Source organism: Marinobacterium arenosum, from assembly GCF_019795155.1.
Classification (GTDB): Bacteria; Pseudomonadota; Gammaproteobacteria; order Pseudomonadales; family Balneatricaceae; genus Marinobacterium_C; species Marinobacterium_C arenosum.
Window position 1 is genome coordinate 1 of sequence record NZ_JAILYN010000072.1, and the last position, 15948, is coordinate 15948.

Genomic DNA, 15948 nt, shown 5'->3' on the forward strand with positions numbered 1-15948 from the left:
GAACGGCGATTCCGGAAATTGGGCACAAGTGTTCAGCTTCGGCCGGAATGGGTGTTCACGTTGAACCAGAATCGGTGTTCACGTTCCGCCGGAATGGCTGTTCACGATGGGCCGGAATATGCACTTTAACGAACATGGGCAATTTGCTCGCCCATCCATTATCCAAGCCAATAAATCCCTTCGCCTACTTCCCACCCCCACGCCTTGGACGCGCCGCCGCTACCGACCAGACGCCCCGGTCGGCGAGAGAGAAAGACACAATCATTTAAATTCCGGTATAACCAAGTTGATGCACCATAGATCGATCGTCATTAACACAGCGACCGAACTGGACTATAGTCGAATCCATTTTAGTAATGCCGTCAGATACTTAGGAAAGCGTACAATGTCGTTTGATCTTACCGCCATTGTTAACATCATGGGGTTGTCAGCTGTAGCCGTCTTTGCCATCTCGGGCGCGCTCGATGCGGCACGTCAGAAAATGGACGTTCTCGGTTTTATGCTGATCGGTACAGCGACCGGTATCGGCGGCGGTACGCTACGTGATGTGTTGCTCGGTAATGTCCCGGTGTTCTGGATTCGCGAACCGATTTGGATCCTGATATGCCTGGTGTCTTCAGCGGCAACCTATTTTGTGGCGCCGAAACTGGCCTCCCTAACGCGTGCCCTGATCTGGATGGATGCGGTCGGTCTTGCACTGTTTGCGGTGGTTGGCACCGAAATTGCGTTCGAGTACGGCGCTTCGCCGCTGATCTCGGTCTGTATGGGGGTCATGACGGCGACCTTTGGCGGTATCGCCCGCGATGTGCTCTGCGGCAGCAATCTGACGCTGATGAACGAAGAGCTTTATATCACCACCGCGCTGGCCGGTTCGGTTGTGTACCTGTTCCTCAGTCTCTTAAACCTGCCCTACAGCTATGACTTGATCGGTGGCTTCCTGGTCGCGTTCATGCTGCGAGCACTGGCGATTCGATTCAACATTAAATTGCCAAACCGTTATAGAAACGGCTGATGTTTGGCTGCATTTAATGAAAAGAGCCCGGCTTTTAGCCGGGCTCTCTAACAACATGTGACTTGCTCCATACTTGGATACGCAAGGCCCGGTAAGTCCCATCGAACTTTCCTGCCTATTGTTTTAGGTTGTCCGCCAGCTCAGGTATGGAGGTAGCAACGGCGTCGCTACATCGACGAGATCCGGCTGGCAACCGAGTCGCTGAATATGCGCCCGGACCGGATACCGCCCTGATTCGGGTGGTGAAGGTATTCGATAACAGCATGCAAGTTAAAGCCGAAGGCAACTAGCTGATGATTCAGTAGTTGCTCCCAATACTGGAACTCTATACCTATCAAGCAACCCCTTCACCCACATGCGCAACAACTGTTTCTGCCGGATCAGCCTCTTCCGTACTACAGTCCACGTCTATTAAGCTCAGCCTCTGACGCAAAACTTTTGAGGGTTTCGCGCTGTTGACCTGACCGAATACTTGAGGATCGCCAAACACAATAAACGCATCTTTGGCTCGAGAAACAGCGACATTAAGCATATTGGTGCCCCGATCGTAAAACTTGTTCAGACTGCTGTCGTTACGCCCATAGACGCTGGAAAACAGCACGATCAACCGCTCATCACCCTGCAAACTATGCACAGTACCCACGGTCAATCCGGTAATACCTACCGCCTCCAGTTCACGGCGAATCCATCTAGCCTGCTGACTGAACGGCGTGACGATTCCTACCACCCGCCTCAACACTTCAGCATCATCCTGCGATATAAAGTCGGGGTTTTCGCTACGGGCATAGTCCAAAATGCGAGATCGCTCGGTGCACAGCCATTCGGCAATTCGCTTAGCCTCACCGGGATTACCGCGACTGCTGCCCGAAGTTTCAGAAAGCGTTTCAACCGGCACCATCGCCATAGTCCCCCAAGGGACCGCTGTTTCCGGCTCTCCTCGCAGGGGCTCAAGCCCCCCCTCATAAACCAATTCGTTGCAGTAGCTGATGATGCTGTCATAACAGCGCCGATGCTCGGTCAGATAGAGCCCACGCCCTAAGTGAGGTAGTTGGTGATAGCGACAGTGACGCTGAGCCACATGCATTACGCTACCACTGCTTGATAGGAGTCCGCTGGTACGCCAGAAATTTTCGTAGCTATCATCATCTTCCAGCAGCCCGAACAGTTTCAAGTTGGACCTGTCCACCCCCTCCGGCAGGTTCCAAACAGGCTCAACCTGATCGGTATCGCCGACAATCAGCGCCTTCTTAGCCAGCGCAAAACCGGCAGCGGAAACATCGGGCACTGCTTGCCCGGCCTCATCCACGATCAGAAGATCAATCTCGCCAAGCAGAGGAAAGCTTTCACCATCCTTCCAGGCATTAACCATTGCGGGCAGCATGTAGAAGGTGGATACGAAACAGGGCGTCAGTTTTGCGAACCGGCGCAGCTTGCCCTGAACCTTATCCGGGAAAAACTCTCGCTGGTCGTCCCTGGCCAAAAAGTCTTCCATGTCTTCCAGCCAACGTGCTTCCCAGTAATGGGTGGCAAGCTTGAACAGCTTGAAACGCAGGGCGCGGTCGCTGACCTCGCTAACCTGCTCGGCCGGCGATTGGCCAAACAATTTGCCGGGGTGATGGCTGCGGCACCACTGGGTCAGTTTTTCCTTCACTGCCTGATAGCGCTCCAGCAAACTCTGCAGGCGTTTCTGCTGACTGGCCAGGGATGCCTGTTCCCTCTCCTGCCGGGCAATCTCATCTTCAAACCAGCGCTCGACTGCTTCGTCGCTAAAATCAGTCAGGGGTATCTGCCAGTTCTGAAGTAAACGGCGTGTCTTTCGTTGTTCCTGTTTGCGTAGCGGCGGCAACCATAGCAGCAGGCACAGCAGCAGACTACGTTTCTCCCAGAGCCGATAGAGATCATCGCGTTGCGTGCGGCGACTTTGAACAAGCTCGCCAACTTCACGCAACTGGGTGTCCAGTTTATCCAAGGCAGCCTTGAGCCCTTCAAAGCTTCCCACCTTTTCACGCAACTCGGCATCGACAACTTGAAAAGCTTCAAGCCGATCGACCCCGTCATCAATCTGCCGCTTGGTCTGACGCATGGTTCGCAGCAATCGCTGTCGCGCCTCACGGGCGGTTGCAACCGGTTCGCCTTGCCAGTGGCTGGCACAAGCCAGAAAGTGGGCTGTTGCCTCCGTCACATAGTCTGAACACTGCCAGTCATCCATATGCCCCTGACCGCTGGGGCCAAGAAACTGATGGCGGTTTTTCCGCTTATTTGCTTTGCTGCTGGCACAACAGTAAAGACCATAGCTGAACAGCTCCGGTAACCAGCGCCCCTGCAGGCACTCTTCCAACCCCTCCTCGTCTATACGGGCGAAGCTCTCCAGAATATTGGTTACCGCCTGGTTGTTGTTTGAGGTGGCCGCAATCAACGGCGGTTCTGCTTCTTCCAGCGCAGCTTGAGTCCAGAGGTTGGCCACTACCGAACGAAGCAGTGTGGTTTTCCCGGTTCCGGGAGGGCCGTTTACCGCCAGGATCTCGCCATCTCCCTGCATAAACTGGTAATGCAGCGCGCTGCGCTGTTTGGGTGACAGCGGGAATTCCCCGCTCATCTGGCCGACATGCTGCCGGGCCAGTTCAAGGTTATGCTGTTGGTCCCGGTGATGATCCAACGGCGGCGATTCCATATGACAAAATCGCTGATAGAGCAACGGATAACGGTCTTTCTTCAACAGCGTATCCAGTACCTTGAGTATCCTGAATTTCGCCCCGTAGATCGGCGGATCCAGTTGCAGCAGGCACTGTCCGGAGAGAACATATTGTGGATGGATCAGCAAATCATACAGACAACTGCCTGGCCTGTTTTTCGCCGGTTCCGGCTTGCTGTACGATTCGGTCTTGGCTGCATACAACATGGCCGTACAGTAGGTCACCAACTGAGGCCAACTGGTAATACCGCTATATGGATTCAGGGTCAGAAACTCATCCACCAGCGCAAAGTCACTAAACGGCTCCTCCCTGCCCTCGTTGGGTGCTAGCCATGGGCGTGGAATCCAAGGCGCTTTTTCACTGGGCAGTAAACGGCCATCTTTCTGAAGACTCACAAAAACAGCCAGGGGTAGCAAAATTTCGCGGGTATCTTCGTTGGGCGTTCTGAATCTGACCTGGCGCATATCAACCCTGGGGAACAGCACCAATTCCACTTCATCCAATGGCGGCCTATTTTTCGGCTGTTTTTTGGCAAAAATTTGCTTCGCGACGCCTGGGTCGACCACTCCTTCAAGCCAGGCGTCATGAGTCAGTGAAAGGTAATCGTTAGACTCCGCGGATTTATCGGCATTGGCCAGCCCCAGAGCGGGTTTCAGCACCTTGTCTTCAGGACAGAGAGCCTCGGCATCCAACAGGGATTGCTTGAAGTATCGGGTAAGCTGAGTGATATGCGACATAGTTCCCTTACATCTTTTTACGGTTAGGCCGGGCCCTTCAGCACCCGAACTTTAAATCGGTTGTAGATCCAGTACCTGGTCAGAGCCCAGCTCGCCAGATTCCTGGAAAAGATGGCTCATCATGAGCGTCTCATAACTAACTGATATCTATATATTTTTATTAATCAGCAAATCAAACACTACCCGTGCAAAATCTTGCGCCACCTGCGGGCTGCCGAGGATCTGCATCATCTGGTTCTGGTGCGCCTCTGAACTGCCAAGCACCGCATCATCCACCGCCTGCGGAAAATCCCCCAGCAACGCCTGTTCAGGCGTGTTGTTGCGGAGCTGATGCATCACCCTGTCGTTCTCCCCGACTTTGTCGGCCACGGTTCGGGCGTAGTTGAGCATGTCGTCGTCGGTCAGGTTGTCGGTGATGAACAGCTCGTTGAGGCGTTTGAGGATGGTGGAGAGGAACTCCTCTTTCTTATCCTTTGCCTTGGCCGAGCCGACCTCGTCGCCAGGCTCCAGCCCATAGCCCGCATCGTCATCTTTCAGCTTCAAATTCTGCTGGCGGATTTTCGACAGGCGGTAGTGACTGAGCGTCACGTTACTCAGGTCGATGTCGTCATCCTCGTCGACCTTCTCGCGCAGCAGCGGCCTGAGGTGGCGCGCATAGAGACTGAGCTTTTCCAGTTCCTTGTCGTCGTAGTCGACGATCTGAGACATGAACTCGTAGAAGCGCACATAACTGCCCAGGTCTTTCTTGAAGATCTCCAGCGCATCCTTCTCCTGTTTGCACTCCTTCAGGCTGTTTTCGGCATTGGCGATCAGCACCGCATCGCCCGAGGCTTTGCAGCGCTCGAACATCTCCTTGGCGGTTTTGTAGGCATCAACGGCCAGCGAATAGCGTTTTTGCCAACGCTCGACGGCCGGTTTGCAGACATTGGAGATAGCGGCGTTGCTTTTATTCGGAATGAAGAACGCGGTGCAGAACTGTTCGACCTCGCTCCAGCTAAAGATGCCCTGGGCTTTCAGCTTTTCGAACAGGTCATAGACCTTGTTGGGATCGGATACATCGGTCAGCTCCGCCGTCTGGTAGTACGGCTGGAAAGCGTCAAGAATATCCGCAGGGTCGTTAAAGAAGTCCAGCACAAAGGTGCCCGATTCAGCCTTGCCCGGGTAGGTACGGTTCAGGCGCGACAAAGTCTGCACACACTCCACGCCCGCCAGCTTCTTGTCGACATACATGGCACAGAGCTTGGGTTGGTCGAAGCCCGTCTGGAACTTGTTGGCGACCAGCATCACCTGGTAGTCATCCGTATCGAATGCGGTGCGCATATCGCGCTTTTTCAGATCAGGGTTCATGCTGGTTTCGGTGAATTTATCTCCCAACAGGCCCATTACGTTCGGGTCCTGATCGCTGAACTCCACCTCGCCCGAAAACGCCACCATGGCGTGGATTTTTTGGTATTTTTTCTCGGCGACATACTTATCGAACGCCAGCTTGTAGCGTACCGCTTCCTTACGGGAGCTGGTAACCACCATCGCCTTGGCCTGGCCACCGAGCAGGCCCATCACATTCGCTTTGAAATGCTCGACGATCACCTGCACCTTCTGGGCGATGTTGTAATCGTGCAGTCGCACCCACCGGTTCAACTTCACCTTGGCTTTTTTGCTGTCGACCTCATGGTCCTGCTCCCGCACCTTCTGCGCGAGCTGGTAGGCCACCTTGTAGCTGGTGTAGTTCTTCAGCACATCGAGGATAAAGTGCTCCTCGATCGCCTGGCGCATGCTGTAGACATGAAAGGCCTCGGGCTTGTTGGTGCTCGATGGCGGACTGTCAGGGTTCGGGAGGCGCCCGAACAGCTGCAAGGTTTTGTGCTTGGGGGTGGCGGTGAAGGCGAAAAAGCTCAGATTTTTCGAGCCAAGCCGCGCAACGACCGTGGCATCCAGAAGATCCTCGGAGGTCAGCTCCTCCTGATTCTCGTCGGGCTCCAGCATCAACACTTCTTTGAGCTGACGTGCGGTGGAACCGGATTGGGAGGAGTGCGCTTCGTCGGCGATGATGGCGTAGTTACGCTCCTTCAGGCTGAGGCTGTTCTCGATCGCCTTGAGCACGAACGGGAAAGTCTGAATGGTAACGATGATAATCGGCTGGGCGCTTTCCAGAGCGAAAGCGAGCTTTTCCGACTTGGAGCCATCTCCCTGCTTGTTATTGATCCGCCCGACCACACCATCGGCATGCTCGAACTGGTAGATGGTATCCTGCAGCTGATCATCCAATACCGTGCGGTCGGTCACGACGATCACCGAGTGGAAACGCTTGTTGCCCTGCTCATCATAGAGCGATGCCAACTGGTGGGCGGTCCAGGCGATGGAATTGGACTTGCCCGAACCCGCACTGTGCTGAATCAGGTATTTGTGCCCCGGCCCTTTCTCACGGGCATCATCCACCAACCGGTTGACCACATCCCACTGGTGATAACGGGGGAAGATCAGCGTCTCTTTCTTGTATTTCAGGCCTTGCCAGTCTTCCTTCTCTCCGATCTGCAGGTGAACGAAGCGTGCCAGAATCTTCAGGATGTTGTCGGGCGCCAGCACCTCCTGCCAGAGGTAGGCGGTGGCATATTCATTCGGGTTCTCGGGCACATCGTTGCCGGCTCCGCCCTCCCTGGTGCCCTTGTTGAATGGCAGAAAGAAGGTGTCGTCACCCTCCAGCCGAGTGGCCATATAAACCTCGTACTGACTGACGGCGAAGTGCACCAGCGCACCGCGCTTGAAAGTCAGCAGCGGCTCCGGCTTGTTGGTGGCGGGGTCTTTCGGTAGGCGGGTCTGCTTGTACTGCTTGACCGCCCTTTCCACCGCTTGCTTGAACTCGGATTTCAATTCCAGCGTGGCGATAGGCAAGCCGTTCAGGAACAGCACCAGGTCGATACGCCACCTCTTGGCCTGTTTGCCCGTTAGCGCCAGATGTTCGGCGCTGGCATACGGACTGTAGACCAGCTCGGGCACCACCCGCAGACGGTTTTTCTGATAGCGCGCCAGCGTATCAGGGTTCAGATCGTGATCGGGTTTGAACTGGCACAAACGAAAACGGGTACCGCGATCCTTCAGCTCGTGGCGCAACACGCCCAGCGTGCCAAAGGTACGCATCTCCTTATTGGCCGCGTTGGGATCGACCTTGCCAAGCTGCGAGGCGACACGCTCCAGGAACTGCCGCTCGGGGTCGTTCGGGTAGAGCTTGCAGTACTTCTGCCACTGCTCGGGCTGGGTCTCCTGCACAAAGCCCAACAAGTCGGCCTCGTAGAGCGCCAGCTCGCGGTTATAGCCCGAAGTTTCTCCCAGTAGCCAGCCGGCATCCAGCAGCTGATGGATAATATCGTCCTGAAAGACACGTTCTTGTGTTGTGTTCGTCACTGAAGCGAATCCCTAAATAGTTACATCCTTTGGTTACTGCACGCTCAGCCGCGCACTAACAGCCTATCGCTTTTACGCCCCGGCGGACCAGTGGCGTTTGATCAGCTGATCGTATATCTGAAAAATATCCATCGCCAGGCAACGATCGACAAAGGGGTCTTGATAGCGGTCGGCATGAATGGTGTTGCGTGCCTCCCTGACGTCATGGACCCTTTGTGCATCACGCTCACTCAACAAGCCAGAGTCCTGGGCGGAGTCGATTAGCTGGTGAAATTTCCGCTTGTGGTATTGAACGCTCAACAGCCCTTCGATCACCGCACCCGCCATCATCACAAACGACATCCATGCCCCGGCATCGAACGCTTTCTCCGCTTCTTCAGCGAACTGGCCCAGCCGTTGCTGTAATGCTGGAGTATCGATATGAGGGAACAGCAGGCTGTAGTCGCGGATGCCGGCATAATGAACGATCAACCGGTTCTGAGCGCCGAAATAGTTCTGGCGCGGATTTACCTGTAAGCGATTTCCATCGATTGCAAAATCCGGGTTGCCACTTGTAGCTTCGGAAAAAAACGGATCGCTGAATTCCAGACTGGCTGCCAATATCGAATAGGCCGGTAGGGTCGGTATCTCATAGACCATAATCTCAGCCAACAGCGCCGGATCAGGCATCTGCCGATCTCCCCCCTCCAGCCTGAATACCGTCGTTTTCATCGTTATCTACTATCCCTGTTCGTAGCTTAACTGGATCAGTTCACATGCCCGGGCCAGCTGCGCTTCGCAGCGTACCGAGACCTCAAGGTCGCCGGTTCCCCAGTGTCCCTTGCCGCGCACATCCTCGATAAAGCCGGCTTCCAGTTCAACCTCAGCCGGGTTGAGTTTCAGATAGAGACGGATACAGGGATCACGCACCGGCGACCAGACCAGTACGCTGGCAAAGTTGCGGATCCGCTTGAAGGCGGTATATAGCTTGAGCTCCTTACGCTGCACCTCGTCACCCAGGTTGTAGGCGTAGTCGCAAATCTGCCGGTACAGCGTCATCACCTCGGGCGAGGCCTGGGCGATACGGTCTTTCTGGGTATCGTTCCGCTCGGTCGGCCGAGCAGTTTCGGACACCGTCGTAGTTGCCGTCACAGCCTTGCCGTTATTGCGCTCGGCCGCCGCGCTCTGGGCGTTGATCAGCTCCAGCAGCAACAGCTCATCGCCGAAATAGCGATAGCGCATCAGCTCGATATTGCGGTTGATCTGTTGCACCGCGTGCTCGTCGTAGCGGTTGAAGTCGGCGGCGATACAGATCAATCGGGTGCCGCCCCACTCGATCGACTCGGCGACCTCCTTATCCAGCTTCTCCATCACCAGCCAGCGGAACTCCGCCTGGTGGTCCAATAGCCAGTCCAGGTAGAACAGTCCCTGGTTGATCACATTTTCGTTGCTGTGCCGCTTGTATTCAATAATCACCGGGCAGTTGTTCTCGTCCAGCCCCAGGGTGTCGATCCGTCCCTTATGGGTTTTGCCGGTGCTGTACTCGCTGGCAAGAAAGCGCACTCCGAGAAAAGCTTCCAACTGGCTTTCGATCAGCGTCTGAAGATCTTTCTCCAGCAATGCACTACTGCCCGCCAGTTCATTGACCTGACCGGCGCCGAGGGAAAACAGCTTGATATCGCTCATACCGCCACCTCGCTACCCGATACCGGCAGCTCCAGTTGCTGAGGCTGGCCAGATACCGAATCGGCCTCCGCCTTTGTCACCGGGGGTAGCCAGTTGCGAACATCAATTTTGCCGGTTACTGCGGCAGAGATTAAGGCGGTGCGGCGCTCTTGCAATAGAGCAACAAAGGACTCGGCTTTTGCTATCGCTTTGTCCATAGAATCCATTTTATTAAACACCGTCGTTACTAATTCCTCCTGCTCGCTTATTGGAGGCAGCGCTGCACGAAGTGATTTCACATCGTCCATACCGATAGTCTTTATGGTTGCCCCAAAGGTATAGCGTTCGAACTCGTCAGTCATTGCATAGAATACAAGTAGCAGGAATTCAGGGATTAGCAAATTTTCATGACAAAGCCACGCAATAATATGCTGAGAAACGGCCATTGGCTTTTTCGTGATTGCAGCAAGTCCGATAGATGCATCTCTCGTAAAGACAACCGCGCTATCAGGAAGCAAACGAGCAGAAGAATTCTGTATACCAAGTTTGTTAACTTTATACTTGGTATCTTCTATATAGTTAACAATTTTTAATGATTTGGAGTCATTAAGGGACACCCAGGGTATATCACAATCCACCCAATATTCTTCTTTTTTCTTATCGGGGGTATGTCCACTTTCAATTTTGGCAAATTGCTTGATGTAACCGACTTTCCAATGCTCAGGCACGTCTCCCAACCACTCCACGCCTGAATCTTTCATCGGCGCATCGGGGTTAAGGCCCTTGGTGACCGCCTGGCTGATCACCGCCTGACGCTTCTCTTTCAGCAGCTTGATCAGTTGCTGCTGCTTTTCGATGAGAGTATCGATCTTGGTTGTTTCGTGGTCCAAGAAAGCAGCTACAGTAGATTGTTCTTCTTTGGGCGGTACAGGATATTCAATCTCATTAAATTCCTCGGTTGGCAGTCGCCACCGACCGAGGTGCGCACTTCCTTGCCCTAAATGGAAAAACAATTTTTGCTTGTATCCCATTTGTAGAAGATATAAGTAATATTTTTTATAGAATAAATTTTCACTTTTCAATGAGAAAACACGGTAATCAGGGCTGGTAACTCCAGTATATTTCGATATATCGACAAAACCTGTCAAAAGGTCCATGTGATTCATCGCGAAGTCACCCACTTCAACCTTTTGATATTTTGAGTAGTCCATCGAAAGTTGACCGTCGCCAGTTTCAATATCTTTAACCTTGATGCCTCGCTGGGTAATCGATAAAACTTCGAAACCAAGGGTTCCTGCAATCCGTTTTTTAATAACAAACAATCGCTTTAGGCGCATTACTTTCCAGTTAGCTGGAATCAAGCCAAGCCAGTCAATTTCTGAGTCCTTATAATCCCGATAAGCTTGATATTTACCCATCACGAGTGGACCTCGCTTAGCAGCCCCATTATATCCTTCGTTACAGCATCCAAATCCGCATCAATCTCTTCCAGACTGCGGGGCGGCTGGTAGACATAAAAATGGCGATTAAACGGAATCTCATAGCCGACAATGCCGATCTCGCCATCCTTATCGTCACGCTTGTTTGCGTCGATCCAGGCGTCGGGGACATGGGGAGCCACTTCGCGGTCGAAGTATTCTTCGATCAGCGCTTCAACCCGCTTGGTCGGATCGAGCGGCACGTTTTCGTAGTCGCGCAGCTCACTGTCCGGCTGGTACTCCACCACGGCGGGCTTGCCTTTGACTGTGACTTCGAAAGCACCGTACTTCGGCTGCGGGGCCTCTTTCAGCACCTTTTTGATCACTCGCTCAGCCTCGGGGTTCTTCCAGCTGATCGCATCCAGCAGCTGTTTTTTCTGCTTGGCGTCCAGCTTGATGCCTGTTGCTTTCAGCGCCTGCTTCAGCTCATCCTCGAAACGGTTGAAGTCATCGCACTGGCCGGTGAAGATAGCATCCTCACCCATCTGTTCGATCAGCTGGGCTCGCAAGGCTTTCGCGGTATCGAGTAGCGCTTTCTGATCGCGCCAAAGTTTTCGGCTGAGCAGGTCCTTGATCTGCTTTTCCTTCAGTTCAGGGAAGCTCGCCTTTATCTCAACCCTGACCTCTTTATCGAACTCAGCCAGTTCGCCGTAGCTCTCACCTTCTGAGCTGTCATCCCACTTCTGGCCGAACTGCTCCCAGATCCACTGCATGGGTGCATTAAACGGTTTGGGCGCAAACCGAAGCGTTGCCAGACGCTCATCATCCATCTGCACCGACAGCCGTAACGGCCGCTCGATGGTGATGCGGCGGTAGCCGAAGTCGGTGGTGTTGAAGATCTTGGTAAGTGGCTGCTGGTTAGTCGGGTCGACCGCGCTGGCCTCGTCAAAGGCGCCGAACTCGCGGGTGAGAGTGCGGATATCATCTTCGGTGAGGTACTTGCGTTTGGAACCCAGCGACTTGCGCATCTTGCTGCTTAGGTTCACACCGTTGATCAGTTGCACCTTGCCGTTGCGCTCGGCGGGTTTCTTATTGGACAGCACCCAGATGTAGGTGGCGATGCCGGTGTTGTAGAACATATCGGTGGGCAGCGCGACGATCGCCTCCAGCAGATCGGCTTCCAGGATGTAACGGCGGATCTCGCTCTCGCCGCTGCCCGCGCCGCCGGTGAATAGCGGCGAGCCGTTCAGGATGATACCGATACGAGCGCCACCTTCCAGAACGCCTTCGCTATTGGGAGCACAGTCCCGGAGCTTACTGAGCAGGTGCATCAGGAACAGTAGCGAGCCATCGGAGACCCGGGGCAGCCCTGGGCCGAAACGGCCATCGAACCCTTTCAGGCTATGCTCGTCCTTGATCTCCTTCTCGACCTTCTTCCAGTCCACACCGAATGGCGGGTTGGAGAGCATGTAGTCGAACTTGTCGGCGTAGAGCTGATCGTTGGAGAGGGTGTTGCCCAGCTTGATACGGTCAACCTCCTGTCCCTTAATCAGCATATCCGCCTTGCAGATAGCGTAGGACTCGGGGTTCAGTTCCTGACCGAAGGCGCGGATCACCGCATGGCTGTTCATTTTCAGCACGTATTCCATGCCGCTCGAGAGGAAGCCGCCGGTGCCCGCTGTTGGGTCGTAGATGGTGCGGATGATGCCTTCCTTGGTAAGCACCTCATCATCCTCCATAAACACCAGCGAAGTGGTCAGGTGGACGATGTCGCGCGGGGTGAAGTGCTCCCCCGCCGTTTCGTTAGAGCTTTCCGCGAAGCGGCGGATCAATTCCTCAAATACCAGCCCCATCTCGTGGTTGGAGATCCGCTCTGGGCTGAGATCGGTATTGGCAAACTTCTGCACCACCTTATAGAGCAGGTTGGCATCGCTCAGCAGGCCGACAAACTCGTCGAACTTGAAGTGCTCGAATATCTCCCGTGCATCACGGGAGAAGCACTGCACGTAATTTTCCAGGTTGTCCTTGATACCCGACTCGCCCAGTTTCGACAAGGTCATTGGCGAGGTATTAAAGAACTTCTGACTGGTGGCCCTGAGAATCATCTTCTCGGCAGCCTCTTCAGGCAGATTCATCCCCTTAACTTTTTCATGCGCGTCCAACACCGCTTTTTTATCGGCGGTCAGCACACACTCAAGCCGCCGTAGCAACGTGAACGGCAGGATCACTCGGCCATACTGGCTCTGCTTGAAATCACCGCGCAGAAGATCGGCAACCGACCAGATAAAAGCTGCCGTTTGAGAGAAGTTTTCCATTGAAAAGTATGCCTTATCCAACCTGGCAGGTGGCTGTTACGATGCTGCGGGACCTGCCGAATTCTGTTTGAAATCAGTGTACTACATCCCCTTCAGCGACGGCAGAGCTGCCGGGAAAATCATCCCCCAACACTACCAGCGGATACCGCTTACGAGTGCATCTAACGGATATCGGTATGTACGTAGAGAATTTACGTAGAGCGATGCAATACCGGCATGGCTAACCAGGGATTCAGTACAGCCGGACGATCACTGCGCCCTTTCAAACGCCTGCATGGCGTCAACCAGCGCCTGCACGTTATCGACGGTCACCGCGTTGTATAGGCTGGCCCGCAGGCCGCCACGGGTGCGATGCCCTTCGACGCCGATCACGCCGCGTTGCTTGCAGTAGCTTATGAAATCCTCGTCCCCGTCCGGACTGCCACTGCTGAAGGTCACGTTCATCAGCGAGCGATCCGGCAGGTGCACGTCGGAGGTGAACAGTTTGGAGTTGTCGATGGCGTCGTAGAGCAGCCTCGCTTTGCGGGAGTTGATCTCGGCCATCGCATCCAGCCCCCCTATTTCGCTTTCCAGCCAGCGGAGCATCAGGTTGGTGATATACACCGAGAATACCGGCGGCGTGTGGTAGTTGGAGTTCGCGGCAATGTGGGAGCGATAATCCAGGTAGGCCGGCAGCTCGTTGTCCAGCAGGCAGTCTTTACGGACCGCCACCACGGTTACTCCGGCCAGGCCGATATTCTTCTGGGCATGGGCGTAGAGGCAGCTGACATTGTCCAGCGGAATCCGGCGGCTTAGAAAGTCCGAGGAGGCGTCCAGGACAAGCGGGGCCTTGCTATCGGGTAATCGATGCCACTGGGTGCCGACCACGGTGTTGTTGGTACATAGATGCAGATAACGTGAGTCGGCACGGGTTTTTATCTGTTCCGGCGTTGGCAGCTGGTTGTAATCGGATGAGGCACCGCTGGCGATAATTCGAACATCCCGGTCGCAACGACCGGCTTCGTTGATCGCTTTGCGGGACCAGTAGCCGGTATCCAGATAGTCGACCTGCTCGGCCGGCCGGGAGAGATTGAGCGGCGCCATCAGAAACTGCTGCGAACCGCCGCCCTGCAACAGCAGCACCTCCCAGTCGGCGTCCAGCGCGAGAAATGCGCGAACTCTGGCAACGGTATCCTCAATCAGCTCGACAATCGGTTCGCTACGGTGGCTGAGCTCCATGACACTGACGCCGGTTCCCCGGTAGTTGAACAGGTCGGCCTGAACTTTTTCCATTACCGGCTTGGGCAGCGCACCCGGCCCGGCATAAAAATTATGGATAGATGTCACAATGGCGCTCCAACGCTCGAACCCGCCGGTTCGAGCAACTTTTCCAGGTCTGGGATGGGAGTCATACGTTTGCGGGCCACATAAAAACCCAGATGCCGATCTAAGGCAAGTGGCGGCGGCGCCCGCGCGGGATAAGACGGCTAGCGAAGATCAACTGCGAGGGGCGCGGGCCATTCAGGCATGGTGTACCGGCTGTTCCGCGCTTTCGTAACTGCAGATCTGGGCGGGATAGACGCTCACCGTCTGGTTGGTCAGGTCTGACTGGACGACAAATTGCTGTTGCCCTGAGGCGCCGCTCAGCTTGGCCAGTACTTCATAACGCTGGCCGGCTTTCAGTACCGGTTGGCCATCCTGTTCCAGATCGGATTCGAGAACCAGAAGATCACCAAGCTGGATCTCCCGCCAGAGTAGATCGGCTTCAAACATCGCTTCGGGTGAACGTACGTCACGCATGAGAAACCTCCGACCAGTCCGGAATTGCACAGCATAAAGAGTTAGAGCCGTTCAGGCGTCAACAATTCCCTGCCTGATGGCCAGATGAACCAGTTCGGAGTTATTGCCCAGCTCGAGCTTGCGGAAGATGTTGGTCCGGTGAGCGTGGACGGTCTTGGGGCTGAGGTGGATCTGCTCGGCGATCGCCGCCACCGACTGTCCTTCGGCCAGCAGCGAGAAAACCTGGAACTCACGCTTGGTAAGCTTGTCGGTCAGCGACGCGTCAGCTTCGAAATCGGCGCCCTGCTCGCGCACCACGTGGGACAGGTACTGTCGCCCGGCGTGAACCTCGCTGATCGCCTCGACCAGCTCGCCCGGCGCACAGCGCTTGGTGACGAAACCCAGCGCGCCAGCCTGGATTACGTGGGATGGAAAAGGCTCGCTCTCCTTGCCGGTCAGCACCAGGATGTGCGCACGGTCGTCGTAGCTGCGGATACGCCGGATCGCTTCCAGGCCGCCGTTTGCTTTCGGCGTCACGGTCTCTCCAGCCGACTCGTCACCGGTCGGCATAATCAGATCCAACACCACCACGTCAGGCATGGTGGCACGGTACTGTTCGAAAGCACCGCGGCCATCCTCGGCCTCCGCGACCACCCTGATGCTTGGCTCACTTTCCAGCAGGCGCTGAAGGCCGGCGCGGATCATAAAGTGATCATCAACGAGCAGGACACGGATCTGGTCAGGCATAACACACCCTAAATTGAGCCTTCATTCAAACAAGCAAGCCGCTTGCGGATTTCGATTATGCCGATAGGGTGCTCAAAAAATCAAACAAAATACATGTTTATTGAGACTGTAGATAAAACTGTGTAACTGCCTATCATGGAGCCAGCAATGGCTAAGGATAGGCAGTATGGACAAGAAGCAACTGGAGGCCTTCGCTCGCGAAGCCGCAAAATCCATCAAAACCGA

At 54.8% G+C, this 15948-nt stretch carries 10 protein-coding genes; 1 reads left to right on the plus strand and 9 read right to left on the minus strand.

The features are described 5' to 3' along the window. The first annotated feature begins 385 nt into the window (after nt 1-385). Nucleotides 386-1012 (plus strand): trimeric intracellular cation channel family protein, encoded by a 627-nt coding sequence (locus tag K6T12_RS20005; protein WP_222224738.1) that lies wholly within the window; start codon nt 386-388, stop codon nt 1010-1012. A gap of 334 nt (nt 1013-1346) precedes the next feature. On the opposite strand, the gene K6T12_RS20010 is transcribed toward K6T12_RS20005, so the two are convergent. The 9 genes from K6T12_RS20010 to K6T12_RS20050 form a co-directional block, all read right to left on the minus strand. Then, on the minus strand, nt 1347-4442 hold the full coding sequence (locus K6T12_RS20010) for an AAA domain-containing protein (RefSeq protein WP_222224739.1): 3096 nt from the start codon (nt 4440-4442) through the stop codon (nt 1347-1349). A 147-nt stretch (nt 4443-4589) separates the two neighbouring features. After that, entirely contained in the window at nt 4590-7841 is a 3252-nt protein-coding gene (locus K6T12_RS20015) for a type I restriction endonuclease subunit R (protein WP_222224740.1), read from the minus strand. Nucleotides 7842-7913: 72 nt separating this feature from the next. Beyond that, on the minus strand, nt 7914-8552 hold the full coding sequence (locus tag K6T12_RS20020; protein ID WP_222224741.1) for a DUF4145 domain-containing protein: 639 nt from the start codon (nt 8550-8552) through the stop codon (nt 7914-7916). Between the two features lie 9 nt (nt 8553-8561). Further along, complete coding sequence (locus tag K6T12_RS20025) at nt 8562-9506, minus strand: DUF5655 domain-containing protein (RefSeq protein WP_222224742.1); 945 nt, start codon at nt 9504-9506, stop codon at nt 8562-8564. Next, nucleotides 9503-10903 (minus strand): restriction endonuclease subunit S, encoded by a 1401-nt coding sequence (locus tag K6T12_RS20030; RefSeq protein WP_222224743.1) that lies wholly within the window; start codon nt 10901-10903, stop codon nt 9503-9505. Before K6T12_RS20030 ends, K6T12_RS20025 begins: the two co-directional genes overlap by 4 nt. Next, a complete protein-coding gene (locus K6T12_RS20035; RefSeq protein ID WP_222224744.1) occupies nt 10903-13218 on the minus strand; it encodes a type I restriction-modification system subunit M in 2316 nt (771 codons plus the stop codon). The genes K6T12_RS20030 and K6T12_RS20035 overlap by 1 nt, the downstream gene beginning before the upstream one ends. Before the next feature lie 249 nt (nt 13219-13467). Continuing rightward, complete coding sequence (gene serC, locus K6T12_RS20040; protein WP_222224745.1) at nt 13468-14544, minus strand: 3-phosphoserine/phosphohydroxythreonine transaminase; 1077 nt, start codon at nt 14542-14544, stop codon at nt 13468-13470. Between the two features lie 174 nt (nt 14545-14718). Further along, complete coding sequence (locus K6T12_RS20045; RefSeq protein ID WP_222224746.1) at nt 14719-14997, minus strand: hypothetical protein; 279 nt, start codon at nt 14995-14997, stop codon at nt 14719-14721. A 51-nt stretch (nt 14998-15048) separates the two neighbouring features. After that, nucleotides 15049-15723: a response regulator gene (locus K6T12_RS20050; RefSeq protein WP_222224747.1), complete on the minus strand. Its 675-nt coding sequence runs from the start codon at nt 15721-15723 to the stop codon at nt 15049-15051. Between the last annotated feature and the right edge of the window lie 225 nt (nt 15724-15948).